Raw genomic sequence first — 16197 nt, forward strand, 5'->3', positions numbered from 1 at the left:
CACAGACCTTCGCAGGGAGCGACTTGAGACTTTCCGTGAGTGGTAATGTTTTCTGACGGATGACTGTCGCGGCCGGTAGACGGCGGACAACGCAACGACGATGTACCTCCGCGGGTCACCGACCGTATGGGCATCCCCGAGGAGCGCATCGAGCGCCTCCACGCGCTGGCGCGACGGGCGGTCGCCGAGGGCCACGAGGACCGCTCGCGGGCGTACGTGCGCCTCGCGCGGCGGGTCGCCGAGCGCAACCGCTGTGGCCTCCCGCGCCGGTTCAAGCGCTTCACCTGCGACGCCTGCGACGTCTACCTCCGGCCGGGGCGGAACGCCCGCGTCCGCCTGCAGGACGGCCACGTGGTCGTCACCTGCGACTGCGGCGCGCAGAAGCGCTACCCGTACGAGGGGCCCGACGACGCGCCGGCGAGCGCCGAGCGGTGAGCGACGGGGCGAAGTGGAAACGTTGAACCGGACCGCATCGCTAGCGAGTGGACGATGGCAGACGACTCGCTGAAGGCACGTATCCACGACCTCGACGTCACCGTCTGGGTCGGGAAGGGCGGTCTCGAACCCGTCGTCGAGGAACTGCGCGACCAGCTACGGGAGAACGACCTCGTGAAGGTGAAGTTCCTGCGCGCGTCCCGGGGCGGCACGACGACCGAGGCGCTGGCGGAGGACCTCGCGGACCGGGTGAACGCCGAACTCGTCGACAGCCGGGGACACACCGCCGTCTTCCACTGATGGGGCTCGCGACGGTGCTGTTGCAGACCGGCGAGGAGGGGAACCTCACCCTCGGCGACACGGGCGTCGAGGCCTCGGGCGTCGTCTCGAAGACCATCGAGGAGACGTTCAACCTCGACGTGGAGTACGCCAACGCCCTCGGGTCGCTGGTGGTGTTCGTCGGCTCGTTCCTCGCGCTCTACGGCGTGGGGCGGGCGCTCGCGCTTCCGCTCGCCGGGCGACTGCTCGACGCCCGCGACGTGGACGAGCACGCGAAGCGCCCGCTGATGCGCGTCGTCCACGTCGTGGTGGCGTTCGTCGCCGTCGCCGTGGCGTTCGGCTTCGCCGGCTACGGGAACTTCCTCACCTCGCTCGCGACGGTCGCGGCGGCGGCGACGCTCGCCGTCGGGCTGGCGCTCCAGGACGTCCTGAAGAACCTCGTCGCCGGCGTGTTCATCTACATGGACCGACCCTTCCGCATCGGCGACTGGATCGAGTGGGAGGACTACTCGGGCGTCGTCGAGGACATCAGCCTGCGCGTCACCCGCGTACGGACGTTCGACAACGAACTGCTCACGGTCCCCAACTCGCAGCTCACCGACGGCGTCATCAAGAACCCCGTCGCGAAGGACAAACTCCGCCTGAAGTTCGTCTTCGGCATCGGCTACGACGACGACGTCCAGCGGGCGACGGACATCATCGTCGATGAGGCGACCGAGCACCCGGACATCCTCTCGTCGCCGGCGCCCTCCGTGCGCCTGACCGAACTCGGCGACTCCTCGGTCGGCCTCCAGTCGCGCTTCTGGATCGGCGACCCCAGCCGCGCGGAGTTCATGCGCATCCGCGGGGAGTACGTGACGGCGGTCAAGCGGCGGTTCGACGAGGACGGTATCGACATCCCGTACCCGCAGGTCGACCTCCACGGCGGCATCGAACTGGCCAACGCCGCGCTGGCGTCCGAATCGGCCGACGACTGACCCGCTCGCTTCTCCCCGTCCGACCCCGTCAGCGGGCGTCCTCGGTGTCGTCCGGACCGTCGCAGACCGCCGCGGTGCGTCCGTCGAGTCGGGTCGGGTCGCCCGCGAGTCGGAACGGGAGGGTGTAGGCCGCGCTCCCGCCGGACGCGTGGACGACGGCCACCTCGGCGGTCCGCTCGGCCCCCTCGCAGGCGGCCGCCTCGGTGCCCCCGGGGAACGCGAACGGGGCGTACGTCGTCTCGAACGGCGCCGTCTCGCCGGAGGGCACGACCAGGTCGGTCCGGGACGGCGAGAGCGGGCGGTTCCGGCCGACGCCGACGACGCCCGGGCCGGGGTCGAACGACGAGCGGTCGAACGAGTCGGCCTGCGGGTCGACCGTCGGGTTCGGGACGTCCTCGCCGTGAATCGCGACGAACCGGACGAGCAGCGGCGCGTCGCCCTGGTTCTCGACCGCGAACCGCGCACGACCGTCCGGACGGACCTCAACCCCGTCGACGTGGCCGTGGACGGTTCCGGGAATCCGCCGGTCGACCTGCCCGTCGGCCGTCTCGGCGCGCACGTGGAGCGTCCCCGAGACGTACGTCTCCGGTCGGTCCGGGAAGACGACCGGGAATCGGACCGGGCCCCGCGGTCGGTCGACCGTCTCGTGCTCCTCGTCGGTGGACGAGTCGTACAGGGCGGCGCTCCGCACGTCGACGTCGTCCCGGAAGCGGACGACGAGGTCGGACTCCTCGAACCGGTAACTCTCGAACACGTCCGACGCCTCGGGTCGGTCGGCCGCGAGCGAGACCGACTCCAGACAACCGGCCGCCGCCAGCGTGCCGCCGACCGCGAGGTGCCGGAGGAGGGCACGACGCTTCATGTGCGTGTGGTGTCTCGTACAGCGACAAGTATCTTCGGCGTGTTGAGGTGTCGGTCACCGGTCGCGTGGACACCCGCCTCCAGTCACCCGTCGAACCGCGAGCGAACGCGGTGAGCGAGCGGGCCGACGACCGAAGGGCGCGCTCTCCGAGCGCGCCGCGAGGGAGGAGTGTTTTCGGTCGAGCGTTTGCCAGTGAACCGTCAGCGACCGCGAAACGTGTCGCTGACTCGTGAACGCAGCAAAAGATGGGGTATGAATGGGTGGACGCCCGGGGTTGCCCGGCGTCCCGATGCGGGGAATCCCGGTCACCTTCTCCACCCCGCGACCCTTCGAGCGGCAGGTGTCCGCGGGTCCGCTGCTCGCTTCCGCGCCTGGCGGGCTGTCCGCGATCAACCACGGCGCGACGCCCCTGCAGGCGTAACGCCGTGGACCGCTGGCCCCGAAGGACGAGGCTTCTACGTTGGCTTCCGGGGCCCGCACCGGTCGGACCGGACGCGCCCGGGATTCGGTCCCCGCTGAAGACCGTAGTGCGGGTGACGAGCAGGGCCTAACTGCCCGACCTAGTCCGGTATGAACGTACCCGACTGCGGCTTAAACGCCTTTCGGTACGGTGGTTTTCGTGGGACGTCACACCAGGCGGAGCGCCCGGGCGTACCAGAGCCCGCCCGCGGGGAGGAAGAGCGCGACGACGACGAGCAGGTAGCGGTGGTACTCGATGGCCGTCTCCGTCGTCAACGAGAGGACGAAGTCCGCGGGGACGGTGAACGCCCACAGCGCACAGAACAGGAGAGTGAACAGTCCGAAGACGAGGCCCGCGCCGGCCGCGAGCGCGGGGTCGGAGCGCTCCTGGCGCCCGGCGGCGAAGACGATGACGGCGACGAGCGCGAAGAGCCCGGCGAACTGCGGGTCGACGAGGCCCCCGCCGTAGTACGCGCCGACGGTCCCGGGCGTGTCGATGAGGGCGTACGGGACCGCGAGGACGGCGACGACGGCGAGCGCGGCGACGATGCCGACGGCGGGGGCGAGGCGGGTGTCGTCCATACGGACACCCCGTCCGGCAGGGGCTTAATCGCCACGAAGCGCGACACGTCGCCGACGGCCGCGCTCCGCAAGGCACAGGTAGCTCCGGGCCGGGCACACGCACATGGGACTCGGAGGAACCGCCTCGAAGCTGCAGAAGGTCGCAGCGATGGCGGAGGACGTCTACGAGAAGCTCAACGACCTGCGCGACCAGGTCGTCGAACTGCGCCAGCGCGTCGAGCGCGTCGACCGCACGGCGGAGGACAACCGCGCGCTCCTCGAAGCGCTCGCGCGCGAGCAGGGCATCGACGTGGAGACGGTGCTCGCGGAGGCGTCCATCGAGGAGGCAGAGAGCACGGACACGACGGACACGACCGCGGCCGAGACCGAGTCGACGGCCACCGACGCCACCGGTGACAGCGACGGACCGACCGAGTCGACCGGGTCGACGAACGCGACCACGCCGAGCGACCGGACGGACGGCTGACGACTGACAATCGACGACCGACCGGTCACCGGTCGACCGGTTCGATACCGGACGAGCGCCTACGCGACCAGCCGACCGTGTTCGACCTTCAGACAGTGGTCCTGGACGAACCGGCGGCCCGACTCCTCGACGCGCGCACCGGCCTCGGCGTCGCGGATGCCGAGCTGGAGCCAGACGGTGTCGACGTCGTCGCGCTCGAGCACCTCGTCGACGATACCGCTCACCTCCTCGCTCGGGCGGAACACGTCGACGATATCTATCTCCGCTTCGACCTCGGCGAGCGAGTCGTACGCCTCGCGGCCGAACACCTCCTCCGCGTAGGGGTTCACGGGGACGACCTCGTACCCGTGTTCGCGCATGTACTTCGGTATCTCGTGGGCGTCCTTCCCGGGGGTGGCGGAGCACCCGACGACGGCGATGGTCTCCTGCGAGAGGATGGATGCGAGTTCCTCGTCGGATTCGACGGGCATGTCTCTCACTACCCTCGCCGCGAGGAAAAGCGTGGCGTCGGTCAGAGCGGGACCGCCCGCCCGACGACGAACGCCGCCGCCGCGAGGAACATCCCGTACTTGAGGTGCGTCTGACCGGCCGTCGGGTCCGAGAAGCCCTCGACTGCGGCCGCGAGCATCACCAGGTCCGCGGGGACGACGAGCGCGAGGTACGCGAGGCCGAGCGTCCCGGTGACGTAGGGGACCGGGCTGGCGAGGACGGCGACGGCGAGGCACGCCACGCCGACGAGGAGCGCCCGCCGCTCCCCGATGGCGATGGGCAGGGTGTTCAACCCTTCCTCGCGGTCACCCGCGAGGTCCTCGACGTCTTTCACCACCTCGCGGGTGAACGTCGAGAGCGCGGCGAGGGCGGCGAGCGTCACCACCGTCGTCAACTGCCCGTCGACGGCCGCGCCGCCGAAGAGGAACGTGCTCCCGCCGAGGTAGGCGACGACGGCGTTGCCGACCCCGGGCAGGCCCTTGAACAGTTCCGTGTAGGCGACCAGCGCCAGCAGGTTGAACGCCGCGATGCCGAGCGCGAGGAGGGGGAGCGTGAGCGCGAACGCGACGGCGAGCGCGAAGAGGACGACGCTGAACCAGAGCGCGCCGCGCTCGGTGACCGCTCCCCGTGGAATGGGGCGGCCGGGTGCGTTGATGCGGTCGATGACGGCGTCGAAGTAGTCGTTGATGGCGTTGCCGGCGCCCACGGCGAGGACGGTGGCGATGCCCGCGGCGGCGGCCGCGAGGGGGGCGTCCACGACACCCCCGGCGACGTAGGCGCCGATGAGCGTGAGGACGCCCGCCGCGACGGCGTTCACCGGGCGGGTGAGTTCGACCAGTCCACGCAGCTCGGGCATACCCGTCGGTGTTCCAGTCGGAGGTTAAAGCCCCCGAAACCGATGGACAGAGTTAAATCACGCACGCCATTCGTCTACGATGAGGGCGCTTAGCTCAGCCTGGACAGAGTGACTGGCTTCGGACCAGTTTGTCGGGGGTTCGAATCCCTCAGCGCCCGTTTTCCGGCGAACGAAGTGAGCCGTGAAAACGGGTCCTGTGGATTCGAATCAGGGAGCGACTGTCGTTCGGATTCCCCAGTACCCCTTTCCCTACACACCTCACGACCGTCCCCGTATCGCCCGTACCACCAATCGCGGCCCCGTGACCAGTACCGCCGGGAACGAGAGGCCCAACTGTCGGCGGAGGTCCCCGGTGTCGACGAACGCACGGTCTTCGACGATGCGGCCGTCGGCGTAGCGGAGCACCGCGGTCCCGTCGAGTTCGACGGTCCGGCCCGTCGGCGGGAGCGGTCCAAGCGGCCCCTCGTTCGTCCCCGAGAGGGTGTAGTGGGTCATGAGGCGGTCACCGTCCGCGAGGACGGCGTGCTGGTCGACGCGGAAGTCGGGGAACGCGGCCAGCGTGTCGCGGACGTACGCCGCGTACTCCTCGGGACCGCGTATCGGGTCGGGGTAGGTCGGGTCGTAGACGACGGCGTCGGGCGCGAGGAACTCGGGGACGGCGTCGAGGTTTCGCCCGTTCCAGACCTCGCTGACGAACCGGCGTTGCGTCTCTGCGTTCGACTGTGAACGGGTGTCAGTGGTCGTCATCTGCCCCGCTCGATAGACCTGCTGATGTCTTAACACTAGCCGTCGAGCGGTTCGCGCCCGTCCTCGAAGAGGACCGACGTGGGCGTCGTCCGAGAGAGGGCAGTCAGATGATGCGTCGCGAGACGAAGACGAACAGCCCTACGGCCAGGAAGCCGACACCCCAGTAGAAGGAGTCGTAGGGGAGGTACAGGAGCGCGAGCGTGATGATGCCGGAGACGATGAGCGAGATGCCGATAGTCGTGCGATAACTCACGTTTCAGAAGACCCGTGGCTGGCGGATAAAGCTACACGTGGAGCGGGCAAGGCGGCTATATGCAGAGTCACCAAGTATATACCCGGGCTGACCAACACCGGTAGCGTGCGTCGACGGTTCGTCGACGCCGGCACACGACCATGACCGACACCTCCACGCCGGACGCGCCGGTGTTCGGCCCGACCGTCTGTCGGTGCACCGGCCACGAGTGGGTGCAGGCGCCGCCCGACGATGCCGACCGCGACCGGGAGTGCAGGCGTTGCGGCGCGAGCGACGACGCCGACCGCCTCGACATCTCGCCCCGACTCCTCGCGGTCGGCGTCGCCGTCGGGGTGCTCGTCGGCGCCCTGCTCACCACCGGGTTCCTCATGTACTCGACCGGGTTCTAGTCGAGCCTCGTCGGTCGCCCGCGCCGAGGCGTGGTTCGGCCACGTCGAAACGCCCCGAACAGAAGGTACGTTCGTGGTCATCGAGAGGGGACGGTATCGCGCCGGTACGAGCCGGTGTGGCCTACCATGGACTCGTCTTCGCCGCCCATCGACCTCCAGACCGCCACCGACGCCGAGTTGGGCTATCACTCCCACGTGTTGCGGACGGCCTGTACGCCGGCGCGTATCCGGGTGCTGGAGGCCCTCGAGTCGTGCGCAGCCGAGGCGCCGGCGACGGCCGAGGGACTCGCGCGCGAACTCGTCGTCGACGCAGAGGGTCTCGACGCCGACGTGCAGGCGCTGCGCGAGGTGGAGTTGGTCTCGGTCCGGGCGCACTCGGGGACGACCGACTGACGATAACTCCCCTCGGCCAACTCGTGGTCGACGCGCTCCAGGGATTCATCGACGAGGAGCACCGCCTCCGCGGCTGAGTCAGTCGATGCGGCGGCTGTGTTCGGCGTGCCGACGCGCGCGCTCGACGTAGTGGTCGCCCGCCTGTGCCCACGGCGAGTCCTCGACTTCCTTCACGACCCTCGCCGGCGTCCCGGCGACGAGCGTGTTCGGCGGCACCTCGGTCCCCTCGGTGACCACGGCGCCGGCGGCGACGAGCGCTCGCTCGCCGACGACGGCGTCGTCGAGGACGACCGACCCCATCCCGACCATCGCGCGTTCCTCGACCGTCGCGGCGTGGACGATGGCGGTGTGGCCGACGGTGACGTACGGGCCGATCTCGGTCCCCTCGTGACAGACCGCGTTGTCCTGGACGTTCGACCCCTCCCGGAGGACGATGGCTCCCGAATCCCCTCTGAGGGTGACGTTCGGCCAGACGCTCGCGTCCGCCTCGACGGTCACGTCCCCGATGACCACGGCGGTCTCGTCCACGTACGCGCTCTCGGCTATCGTCGGCTCGACTCCGTCCAGACTTCGCACGACCATGGCTCACGAGCGCCCGCCGACGCGATAAAGCTACGCCGCGAGGCGGAGCGGTTTTGCCGCGGACGGCGCACCCTCCCCTATGCACGACTGGTTCACCGACGACCCCGTCGTCGGCATGGTCCACCTCCCACCGCTCCCGGGGGCGCCGCGATACGACGGCGACCGCGAGGCGATACGCGACCGGGCGCTCGCGGACGCCCGCGCGCTGGTCGACGGTGGCGTCGACGCCGTGCTGGTCGAGAACTTCGGCGACGCACCGTTCTACCCGGACGACGTGCCGAACCACACGGTCGCGGAGCTGACCGCGCACGTCGCCGCCGTCCGCGACGCGGTCGACCGTCCGGTGGGCGTCAACGTCCTGCGCAACGACGCGACGGCGGCGCTGTCGGTCGCCGCCGCCACGGGGAGCGCGTTCGTCCGCGTGAACGTCCACGCCGGCGCGCGGGTCACCGACCAGGGCGTCGTCGAGGGGCGCGCCCACGAGACGATGCGACTGCGAGACCGACTGCAAGCCGACGTGGCCGTCCTCGCGGACGTCGGCGTGAAACACAGCGCGCCGCTCGGACCCGAGGACCTCGCGGGGGCGACCCACGACGTGGTCGACCGCGGCCTCGCGGACGCCGTCGTCGTCTCCGGGAGCGGGACCGGTCGGGCCGTCGACGAGGAACGCCTCCGGACGGTCGCGGCGGCGGCCGACGCGCTCGGCGTCCCGACGTTCGTGGGGAGCGGCGTGACCGAGGAGACGGTCGGCGACCTGCTCTCGGTCGCCGACGGCGTCGTCGTCGGGTCGGCGCTGAAGCGGGGTGACGTCTCCTCCCCGGTGGACGAGGCGCGGGTCGCGGCGCTGGTACGGGCCGCCCGCGAGTGAGCGCAGGAGGAGCGCGAGGCCGTACAGCTATGTGTCGCCCTCCCGTGGGCGGACACGACATGAAGAAGGTCGCCCTCGACGAGGTACGCAACGAACCGAACCCCCTCCAGGTCCACGAGGTCAGGAAACCCGTCTCGAAGGTGCTCGACACGTCCGACTTCGCGATGAACTACTTCGAACTCGACGCGGGCGAGTCGTTCTCCGGGGGCCTCCACACCCACCACGACCAGGAGGAGGTGTTCTACATCCAGGAGGGGACGGCCACCTTCGAGGTGCGCGACGACGTCGACGACGAGACCAGTGAGGTCGACGTCGGCCCCGACGCGGCCGTCCGCTTCGCCCCCGGCGAGTTCCAGCAGGGCGTCAACAAGGGCGAGGAGCGCGTCGTCGGCCTCGCCCTCGGGGCACCCGGCGCGACGCACGACTGGGACGACATCGAGTCGGTCGTCTACTGCCCCGACTGCGGGGAGGAGACGGGCCACAGCCTCGCGCTCGTCGACGGCCGCTTCGAGATGACGTGCAACGAGTGCGGCTACGAACACGACTGACCGCCAGCACGCGGTCCCGTCCGCGTTCGTTCGGGAGAGATATCGCCGTCGACGGCCGGTGAGTCCGCGAGAGACGTCCTCGCCGTCCGCAGCGCAGGACCCCGTTCGTCTCGGGTCGATTCCGGAGGCACGCGCTCGCCGGTCGACGGCGGCCTCAGAACAGCGCTTCGCTCTCGTCCAGCACCCGCGCCGGTCCGCCGACCTCCCAGACGCGCGTGGGCGCGTGCTCGCTCACCGCGTCCTCGACGCGGTCGACGTACTCCTCGGTGGTGTTGACGTAGACGCTCGCACCGGTGTCGGTCGAGAAGTACACCGGAACGCCGTCGTCGCGGAGTTCCCGGACGGTGTCGAAGACGGCGAGGGTCGTCGGCTGCCAGTAGACCCACCCGGCCGGGCCGGTCATCGTCGTCGCGGCCAGCGAGAGGGAGTCGTGTTCGGCGAGTTCGAACGTGTCGCCGAAGTCCGCGCGGCGGAGGGCGTCGCGCATCTCGGCGATCTGGCCGTGGATGTGCGCCATCCGCGCCTCGAACATGTGGCTGTCGGCGGCCTCGGCGTGGGCCTCCTCGGTCTCCTTGTAGGCGGGCACCTCAGCCGCGACGACGCGCAGGTCCGCCTCCAGGTCGGTCTCGATGCGTTCCGAGCGACAGTCCTCGTCGTTCAGCCCCGTGCGGAGGTGCGAGAACGCGCCCGTGACGGCGCGCGCGGCCGAGGAGGACCCGCGGCGAGCGACCGTCGATATCTCCGGGCGGGTCAGCCCCAGGTCGGCGGCGGTACAGAGCGCCATCGCGGCGGCGGCGAACCCCGAGGAGGAGGAGCCGAAGCCGATGTTCGTCGGGAACGACGACTCGCTGACGAAGCGCACCCGGTCGTCGATGCCCGCGAGCGACCGGACGTGGTCGACGACCTGCGTGACGCGCTCGGCGGCCCGCCCCGTGACGGGGTCGCCGTCGATGGTCAGGTCGTCCGAGGCGAGGGCGGCGTCGAACTCGACGGTCGTGGTCGTGTTGCTCGGCGCCGTACAGACGCTGATGCTGTCGTGGTACGGGAGCCGGAGGTCCGGGTCGCGCATCCCGTGGTACTTCACGAGCCCCTGAATCGGGTGAGCTCGCGCGGTCGCTTTCATACCAGCATCGCGGCGCGTTGCCCGCTTAAGCAGTTCGGGTCCGCGCGAATACTTATACGTTTTCGAGACATACCAGAAGTATGAGCTCTCACGTCTGGTTCGTCCCGTCGGTCGTCGGGGGGGTGAGCGTCCTGTTCGGCCTCGTCGTCCTGCTCGCCGGGCCGTCGTGGCTCTCGGTCCGGGCGGCACCCGACGCGGTCGACGACGTCGGCCTCAGGCGGTTCCTGGGGACGTGTCTCGTCGGCTTCGGCCTCTCGTCGGTCGGCCTCGGCTTACTCCACGAGACCTACGGTATCCCGCGGTTCGGGTGGGCCGTGTACCTCTTCGCGCTCACGCTCGGGACGTGTTACGTCCTCGCCAGGGCCGCCCGGTACGTCGAGGACGCGACCGGAGACGGCACCGGCGAGCGTATCGAACGTCCGGAACGCCCGGAACGCCCGGAACGTCCGGAACGCACGCCGGTCGCGGAACCCGACGTCGACTCCTCGGACTAATTTTCTATCCACAGTAGACCGTCGGAAACACTATCTCTCCCACCGTCCAATCCGGTGCGTGATGCAGGAGGCGTGGCTGTTCGACGTCGGTGCCGGGGGGGCCGTCGCGCTCCTCGGGGCGGCCGTCTGGCTCGGCGACGTACCCGCACGCGTGGCGGGCTACGACGCGGAGCGTGTCACCGACGAGTCGGCACTCACCGCGTTCGTCGGCCGCTGGGTCGTCCTCGTCGGCGCGTTGCTCGTCGCGATGGGCCTGTTCGGCAGTCGCCGGCCCCTCCCTGACAGCGCGTGGGTGGGGTACGCCGGCGTCGTCCTCGTCGTCTGTTGTTACCTCGCCTACGGGTCGCGTCGCTACGAGGCGTGACCCTCAGGGCCACGTCCCGCCCTGTTCGTAGGCGGAGACCACGCGGTCGATGGCGACGATGTACGCCGCGGTGCGGAAACTGGGTGCGTCCTTCCCCTCGTAGGCGGTCACCAGCGCGTCGAACCCGTCGACGATGTAGCGTTCGAGTTCGTCGTTGACGCGCTCTTCGGTCCAGTAGAAGCGCTGGCGGTTCTGGACCCACTCGAAGTAGCTGACGGTGACGCCACCCGCGTTGGCGAGGATGTCGGGGAACACCGCCACCTCCCGCTCGGTGAGCACGTCGTCGGCGTCGGGCGTCACCGGCCCGTTCGCCGCCTCGACGACGACGTCGGCCTCCATCTCCCGGGCGATGTCCTCGTCGATGGCGTTCTCCAGGGCGGCCGGGACGAGCAGGTCCACGTCGAGCGTCAGGAGCTCCTCGTTCGAGAGTTCCTCCTCGACGTCCTCGTAGTCGGTGACGCTCCCGGACTCGTCCTTGACGTCCTTGACCGCGGCCGCGTCGAAGCCCTCGGAGTGGTAGATGGCGCCGCCGGAGTCGGAGACGGCGACGACGTCGGCACCGAGTTCGGACTGGATGAGTTTCGCGGCGACCGACCCGGCGTTGCCGTACCCCTGGACGGCGACCGTCGCGCCCTCGGTGTCCTTCCCGAGGTAGTCGAACGCCTCGCGAGCGGTGAGCATCACGGAGCGACCCGTCGCCTCGACGCGCCCGGCGCTCCCGCCGCTGTCGGGGGCCTTCCCCGTGACGACGCCCGGCGCCGTCGTGTTCTCGAGTGTCTCGTAGGTGTCCTTTATCCAGTTCATCTCCCGCTGACCGGTGTTGACGTCCGGGGCGGGGACGTCCGTGTCGGGGCCGATGAACGGCCGGAGTTCCTTCGCGAACGCGCGGGTGACGCGCTCGAGTTCGCCGTCGGAGTACTGGCGGGGGTCGATGGCGATGCCGCCCTTCCCGCCGCCGTAGGGGATGTCGACGATGGCCGTCTTGTACACCATCCACCCGGAGAGCGCCTTCACCTCGTCGCGCCCCACGTCGGGGTGATAGCGGATACCGCCCTTGTACGGCCCCCGGTCGCCGTTGAACTGCGAGCGAAACGCCTTGAACACCTCGAGTGACCCGTCGTCGAGTTCGACGGTCAGGTTCGTCTCTATGATTCGCTCGGGGTGTTTCAGCCGTTCGAGCAGGTCCGAAGAGACGTCGAGATGGTGGGCGGCGTCGTCGAGTTGCTCCTGGAGACTCTCGAAAGGATTTGCCGCATCAGACATAGTCGACCCTCGCAAGGGTCGCTGTTAAGTATGTCGTCAGCGCTCGTGGAGCCGTCCACCCACCGCGACCGAGCGTGTCAGTAGCACGCACCTACTCCGGTAAGGCGACCCTTACGGCGACTCGTCGGCGCGTTCGAGGACGTTCCGCGCCCGGGCGACGAGCGGGGCGTCTATCATCTCGCCGTCGACCCGGAGGACGCCCTCACCCTCGCTCGCCGCGTGGGCGGTGAGCACCCGTCGCGCCCACGCCACCTGGTCGTCGCTCGGGGAGAACGCCTCGTTCATCACCGGCACCTGTGCCGGGTGGATGGCCATCTTCCCGTCGTACCCCAGGTCGCGGGCGAACGCGCACTCCTCGCGCAGGCGCTCGGTCCCCTCGATGTCGGTGAAGACGGTGTCGACGGCGTCGACCCGCGCGGCGCTGGCCGCGAGGACGACGTGCTCGCGGGCGTAGAGCACCTCCGTCCCTTCTTCGGTCCGGTTCGCGCCGATGTCGGCCGAGAGGTCCTCGGCGCCGAAGGCGAGCGCCGTCGTCGCGTCCGCGTCGGCGATTCCCTCGGCGTTGAGGACGCCACGCGCCGTCTCGCAGAGCGCGAAGACGGGCACGTCGAGCCCTCGCTCGGCGAGTTCGTCGGCGAGCGCGTCCACGTCGTCGCCCGACTCGGCCTTCGGGAGCATCACGAGGTCGAGGCGGGGGGTGCCCGCAGCGACGCCGTCGAGGTCCGCGCCCGCCGTCTCGCCGGTGACGCGCACGCACACCTCGCAATTGGGGTCGAAGTCAGGGTCCGTGAGGACGCCGTTGACCGCCTCGCGGCCGGCCTCCCTCCGCTCGGGGACGACGGCGTCCTCCAGGTCGAAGACGACGACGTCGGCGCCCGTGCCGGGGGCTTTCCGCATGAGGTCGGGCTTGTCACCGGGCGAGAAGAGGACGCTCCGTCGTGGCATACCGGAGGGAGTCCGCGAGGGCTCTTGAATCCGGGCGGTCGGGGCCGACCCGGGGGTCTAATACCCCGCCCGGCGCAGTCCCCGCCATGACCGGCCTCTACTACGAGGAGTTCGAGGTGGGCCAGACCATCGACCACGAGAAGCGCCGGACGGTGAGCGAGAGCGACAACCAGCGCTTCTGCGACATGACGATGAACCAGCAGCCGCTCCACCTGGACGGCGAATTCGCCGCCGAGACCGACTTCGAGCGACGACTCGTCAACGGCCTCTACACGATGTCGCTCGCCGTCGGCCTCTCGATTCCCGATACGACCGACGGCACCATCGTCGCCAACCTCTCGTACGACGACGTCGAACACCCCGCGCCGGTGTTCCACGGCGACACCGTTCGCGCACGGACCACGGTCGTCGACAAGCGCGAGACCTCGGACGGCGAGCGCGGCGTCGTCACCATGCGCGTCGAGGCGTTCAACCAGGACGACGACCTCGTCTGCTCGTTCGAGCGGACGGCGCTCTCGCTGAAGCGGCCGTAGTCAGAGGACCGTCGCGATCATCACGACGTTGACGCACACCGCGACGACCCACGGGAGCGCGAGTGCGAGCGGGACGAGCGCCGCGTAGCGCCGATGGACGACCTGGCGGCCGAAGACGGCGACGCCGAAACCGAAGCCCTTCATCGCGACCATCCCGAGCGCGCCGTACTGGGTGATGACGCGAGAGGCGATGGGGTTCATCTCGACGAGCCCGATTCGCAACCCGTACAACGTGAGGGTGATGTCGAGGACCATCGCGGCGACGGCGAGTCCCCAGAACCCTCGTTCGTACCGGGCCGCGGTGGCGAGCAGGGAGCGGTCGTGACGGCGCACGTACGCGCCCGGTTCGATGAAAGACATGTGTGGTGTAGTGAGTGCGGGTGACGGCGTCCCCATCGACACGTCCCCGCAGTGGTACCTGCTCCGACGGTCCGTTTCGACATTGTTACCAGCGACCTACCCCCGACGGGTCGGCGTAAAGGACTGTATTGCGCCCGCGCGTCAGACGGAACCGTGGTCCTCACGTTCTGAGAGGCCGCCCCACCGGCCGCACCCCCTAGAGGACGGTGCCGTGTTTCTTGTCAGGGAGGTCCTTCCGGACCGTTTCGTAGAAGTCGAACCTGTTAGTGACCTCTTTACGCAACGCGCTCGGTGGAATTATCTCGTCGATGACCATCTCGCTCGCCATCCTGTGGACGTCGATGTCCTGTCGGTACTCCTCGCGGAGTTCGGCCTCGCGCCGGGCGCGTTCCTCGGGGTCGTCGATGGCGTTCAGTTTGTTCGCGTACACCGCGTTGATGGCTGCCTCCGGCCCCATGATACCGATCTCCCCGCTCGGGAGCGCGATGACGGACTCCGGGTCGTAGGCCGGCCCGCTCATGGCGTAGATGCCCGCACCGTACGCCTTCCGGACGACGACGCTCTGTTTCGGCACCGTCGCCGAGGAGGTGGCGTAGATCATCTTCTTGCCCTGTTCGAGGATGCCCTCCTTCTCGACCTGCGACCCCGCCATGAACCCCGGCGTGTCACAGAGATAGAGCAGTGGCACCTCGAAGGCGTCGCACTTCCAGATGAACTCGGCGGCCTTCTCGGCGGCGTCGGGGAAGATGGCGCCGGCGCGCTGGGCCGGCTGGTTGGCGACGATGCCCACCGGTCGGCCGTCGAGGCGGGCGAAGGCGGTGAGTATCTCCCCGCCGTAGTTCGGCTGGAGTTCGAGGACCGAGCCCTCGTCGACGACGTGCTCGAGGAACTCGCGCATGTCGTAGCCGCGGTTCGGTTCCGTCGGGACGACGCGGTCGATGCCCGTCGGCGAGCGGGCCGGGTCCCGCCCCTCCGTCCGGGGCGGTTTCTCGCCCGCCCGGTCGGGCAGGTAGCTCACGAGCTGTGCGACGAGGTCGCGGGCGTGCTCCTCGTCCTCGGCGACGAGGTCCGCGCTCCCCGAGTGGCGCGCGTGGACGTCCGGCCCGCCGAGGTCCGCCATCGAGATGTCCTCGCCCGTGACCATCTGGACCATCCGCGGGGAGGCGATGGCCATCGCGCTCATCCCCTCGACCATCACCGTGAAGTCGGCGAAGACGGGCGTGTAGGCCGCGCCCGCGATACACGGCCCGTAGAGGACGCATATCTGCGGGACGTAGCCCGAGAGCATCGAGTGGTTGTAGTAGTACTTCCCGATGCCCTCGCGGTTGGCGAAGAAACCCGTCTGCTGGTCGATGCGGCCGCCCGAGGAGTCCATCAGGTAGAGCACCGGCTTGCCCGTCTTGAGCGCGCGCTGTTGCATCCGGAGGAACTTCTCGACGCCCTTGGCGGCCATCGACCCCGCCTTCACGGTGAAGTCGTTGGCCATGAAGTGGACCTCGCGTCCCTCGAACTCCGCGGCCCCCGTGAGCAGGCCGTCGGCGGGGATGCGGTCCTCGGCGTCGAACTCGGCGAACTTGCCGTCCTCGAACAGCAGGTCGCCGAACCAGAGGTCGAGGCGGTCGCGGACGAACAGCTTCCCCTGCTCGTCGAGTCGCTCCCTGTACTTCTCCGGCCCGCCCTGCTCGATGTCGGCTATCTCCTCGAGCAGGGCTATCTCGCGGTCGGTCGGGCCGATGTCGTCGAGGGGGCTCGCGTCCCCGACGCGGTTGCCCTCGTGAACGACGGCCGGTTCGTCCGCGCTCCCGATGTAGACGCGGACCTCCTCGACGGCGTGACGAGCGAGCGCGGCGGCGATTGCGGCGGCCTCGTCGTCGCTCGCACCCTCGTCGATGCGTACCTTCATGGGCAAGTGTTGCGTGGAGGGGGGTCA

At 69.5% G+C, this 16197-nt stretch carries 23 protein-coding genes, 1 tRNA gene and 1 other RNA gene; 12 read left to right on the plus strand and 13 right to left on the minus strand.

All coding sequences use genetic code 11. From position 1 onward, the window contains the following. Window positions 1-126 precede the first annotated feature (126 nt). Genes P1Y20_RS07190 through P1Y20_RS07200 form a run of 3 tightly spaced genes read left to right on the plus strand, consistent with a single transcriptional unit; the run spans window position 127 to window position 1691 of the window. Window positions 127-435: a ribonuclease P protein component 4 gene (locus tag P1Y20_RS07190; protein WP_304447980.1), complete on the plus strand. Its 309-nt coding sequence runs from the start codon at window positions 127-129 to the stop codon at window positions 433-435. A 54-nt stretch (window positions 436-489) separates the two neighbouring features. After that, window positions 490-735 carry a YhbY family RNA-binding protein gene (locus tag P1Y20_RS07195; RefSeq protein WP_304449471.1) on the plus strand — a complete coding sequence of 82 codons (246 nt, stop codon included), beginning with the start codon at window positions 490-492 and terminating at the stop codon, window positions 733-735. After that, entirely contained in the window at window positions 735-1691 is a 957-nt protein-coding gene (locus P1Y20_RS07200; protein ID WP_379737169.1) for a mechanosensitive ion channel family protein, read from the plus strand. The genes P1Y20_RS07195 and P1Y20_RS07200 overlap by 1 nt, the downstream gene beginning before the upstream one ends. 28 nt (window positions 1692-1719) lie before the next feature. Here P1Y20_RS07200 and P1Y20_RS07205 read toward each other — a convergent pair whose 3' ends face one another. The 3 genes from P1Y20_RS07205 to P1Y20_RS07215 all read right to left on the minus strand — a co-directional run bounded on the left by P1Y20_RS07205 (window position 1720) and on the right by P1Y20_RS07215 (window position 3594). After that, window positions 1720-2553 carry a hypothetical protein gene (locus P1Y20_RS07205; RefSeq protein WP_304447981.1) on the minus strand — a complete coding sequence of 278 codons (834 nt, stop codon included), beginning with the start codon at window positions 2551-2553 and terminating at the stop codon, window positions 1720-1722. A gap of 261 nt (window positions 2554-2814) precedes the next feature. Then, window positions 2815-3124, minus strand: an RNA gene (gene ffs / locus P1Y20_RS07210) — signal recognition particle sRNA. Window positions 3125-3180: 56 nt separating this feature from the next. Further along, window positions 3181-3594, minus strand: a complete 414-nt coding sequence (locus tag P1Y20_RS07215) for a DUF7548 family protein (protein WP_304447982.1) — start codon at window positions 3592-3594, stop codon at window positions 3181-3183. A 103-nt stretch (window positions 3595-3697) separates the two neighbouring features. Here P1Y20_RS07215 and P1Y20_RS07220 point away from each other — a divergent pair, with 103 nt between their 5' ends. Next, complete coding sequence (locus P1Y20_RS07220) at window positions 3698-4060, plus strand: DUF5798 family protein (RefSeq protein ID WP_304447983.1); 363 nt, start codon at window positions 3698-3700, stop codon at window positions 4058-4060. Between the two features lie 59 nt (window positions 4061-4119). Here the strand turns inward: P1Y20_RS07220 and P1Y20_RS07225 are convergent, their stop codons facing one another. Together P1Y20_RS07225 and P1Y20_RS07230 are read right to left on the minus strand one after the other, a co-directional pair. Continuing rightward, complete coding sequence (locus P1Y20_RS07225) at window positions 4120-4530, minus strand: CoA-binding protein (protein WP_304447984.1); 411 nt, start codon at window positions 4528-4530, stop codon at window positions 4120-4122. A 41-nt stretch (window positions 4531-4571) separates the two neighbouring features. After that, window positions 4572-5405 (minus strand): geranylgeranylglycerol-phosphate geranylgeranyltransferase, encoded by an 834-nt coding sequence (locus tag P1Y20_RS07230; protein ID WP_304447985.1) that lies wholly within the window; start codon window positions 5403-5405, stop codon window positions 4572-4574. Between the two features lie 83 nt (window positions 5406-5488). Between P1Y20_RS07230 and P1Y20_RS07235 the strand changes: the two genes are divergently transcribed. Further along, window positions 5489-5563, plus strand: a tRNA-Arg gene (locus P1Y20_RS07235). A 100-nt stretch (window positions 5564-5663) separates the two neighbouring features. Here P1Y20_RS07235 and P1Y20_RS07240 read toward each other — a convergent pair. After that, window positions 5664-6152 (minus strand): ester cyclase, encoded by a 489-nt coding sequence (locus P1Y20_RS07240; RefSeq protein ID WP_304447986.1) that lies wholly within the window; start codon window positions 6150-6152, stop codon window positions 5664-5666. A 103-nt stretch (window positions 6153-6255) separates the two neighbouring features. Then, the gene (locus P1Y20_RS07245; protein WP_304447987.1) at window positions 6256-6405 is read right to left on the minus strand and encodes a hypothetical protein; all 150 of its coding nucleotides are present in this window, start codon (window positions 6403-6405) and stop codon (window positions 6256-6258) included. Window positions 6406-6545: 140 nt separating this feature from the next. Here P1Y20_RS07245 and P1Y20_RS07250 point away from each other — a divergent pair, with 140 nt between their 5' ends. Together P1Y20_RS07250 and P1Y20_RS07255 are read left to right on the plus strand one after the other, a co-directional pair. Further along, on the plus strand, window positions 6546-6794 hold the full coding sequence (locus tag P1Y20_RS07250; RefSeq protein WP_304447988.1) for a hypothetical protein: 249 nt from the start codon (window positions 6546-6548) through the stop codon (window positions 6792-6794). A 126-nt stretch (window positions 6795-6920) separates the two neighbouring features. Further along, window positions 6921-7187, plus strand: a complete 267-nt coding sequence (locus P1Y20_RS07255; protein WP_304447989.1) for a hypothetical protein — start codon at window positions 6921-6923, stop codon at window positions 7185-7187. Window positions 7188-7265: 78 nt separating this feature from the next. Here P1Y20_RS07255 and P1Y20_RS07260 read toward each other — a convergent pair whose 3' ends face one another. Continuing rightward, window positions 7266-7769, minus strand: a complete 504-nt coding sequence (locus P1Y20_RS07260) for a gamma carbonic anhydrase family protein (protein ID WP_304447990.1) — start codon at window positions 7767-7769, stop codon at window positions 7266-7268. A 79-nt stretch (window positions 7770-7848) separates the two neighbouring features. Here P1Y20_RS07260 and P1Y20_RS07265 point away from each other — a divergent pair, with 79 nt between their 5' ends. Together P1Y20_RS07265 and P1Y20_RS07270 are read left to right on the plus strand one after the other, a co-directional pair. Next, window positions 7849-8637 (plus strand): BtpA/SgcQ family protein, encoded by a 789-nt coding sequence (locus tag P1Y20_RS07265; RefSeq protein ID WP_304447991.1) that lies wholly within the window; start codon window positions 7849-7851, stop codon window positions 8635-8637. A 59-nt stretch (window positions 8638-8696) separates the two neighbouring features. Further along, window positions 8697-9185: a cupin domain-containing protein gene (locus P1Y20_RS07270; protein ID WP_304447992.1), complete on the plus strand. Its 489-nt coding sequence runs from the start codon at window positions 8697-8699 to the stop codon at window positions 9183-9185. A 154-nt stretch (window positions 9186-9339) separates the two neighbouring features. On the opposite strand, the gene mvaD is transcribed toward P1Y20_RS07270, so the two are convergent. After that, entirely contained in the window at window positions 9340-10308 is a 969-nt protein-coding gene (gene mvaD / locus P1Y20_RS07275; protein WP_304447993.1) for a phosphomevalonate decarboxylase MvaD, read from the minus strand. A gap of 80 nt (window positions 10309-10388) precedes the next feature. Between mvaD and P1Y20_RS07280 the strand changes: the two genes are divergently transcribed. Continuing rightward, window positions 10389-10802, plus strand: coding sequence for a hypothetical protein (locus P1Y20_RS07280; RefSeq protein WP_304447994.1), 414 nt, complete (start codon window positions 10389-10391; stop codon window positions 10800-10802). Window positions 10803-10863: 61 nt separating this feature from the next. Further along, window positions 10864-11166 carry a DUF3784 domain-containing protein gene (locus P1Y20_RS07285; protein WP_379737799.1) on the plus strand — a complete coding sequence of 101 codons (303 nt, stop codon included), beginning with the start codon at window positions 10864-10866 and terminating at the stop codon, window positions 11164-11166. A 3-nt stretch (window positions 11167-11169) separates the two neighbouring features. Here the strand turns inward: P1Y20_RS07285 and P1Y20_RS07290 are convergent, their stop codons facing one another. After that, on the minus strand, window positions 11170-12429 hold the full coding sequence (locus P1Y20_RS07290; protein WP_304447996.1) for a Glu/Leu/Phe/Val family dehydrogenase: 1260 nt from the start codon (window positions 12427-12429) through the stop codon (window positions 11170-11172). Window positions 12430-12540: 111 nt separating this feature from the next. After that, on the minus strand, window positions 12541-13374 hold the full coding sequence (locus P1Y20_RS07295) for an HpcH/HpaI aldolase/citrate lyase family protein (protein ID WP_304447997.1): 834 nt from the start codon (window positions 13372-13374) through the stop codon (window positions 12541-12543). A gap of 86 nt (window positions 13375-13460) precedes the next feature. On the opposite strand from P1Y20_RS07295, the gene P1Y20_RS07300 reads away from it, so the two are divergent. Then, entirely contained in the window at window positions 13461-13907 is a 447-nt protein-coding gene (locus P1Y20_RS07300; protein ID WP_304447998.1) for a MaoC family dehydratase, read from the plus strand. Here P1Y20_RS07300 and P1Y20_RS07305 read toward each other — a convergent pair whose 3' ends face one another. After that, the gene (locus P1Y20_RS07305; protein WP_304447999.1) at window positions 13908-14267 is read right to left on the minus strand and encodes a DUF5658 family protein; all 360 of its coding nucleotides are present in this window, start codon (window positions 14265-14267) and stop codon (window positions 13908-13910) included. 196 nt (window positions 14268-14463) lie between these two features. Next, window positions 14464-16170 carry an acyl-CoA carboxylase subunit beta gene (locus tag P1Y20_RS07310; RefSeq protein ID WP_304448000.1) on the minus strand — a complete coding sequence of 569 codons (1707 nt, stop codon included), beginning with the start codon at window positions 16168-16170 and terminating at the stop codon, window positions 14464-14466. Window positions 16171-16197: the final 27 nt, after the last annotated feature.

Source organism: Halomarina ordinaria (genome assembly GCF_030553305.1).
Lineage (GTDB): Archaea > Halobacteriota > Halobacteria > Halobacteriales > Haloarculaceae > Halomarina > Halomarina ordinaria.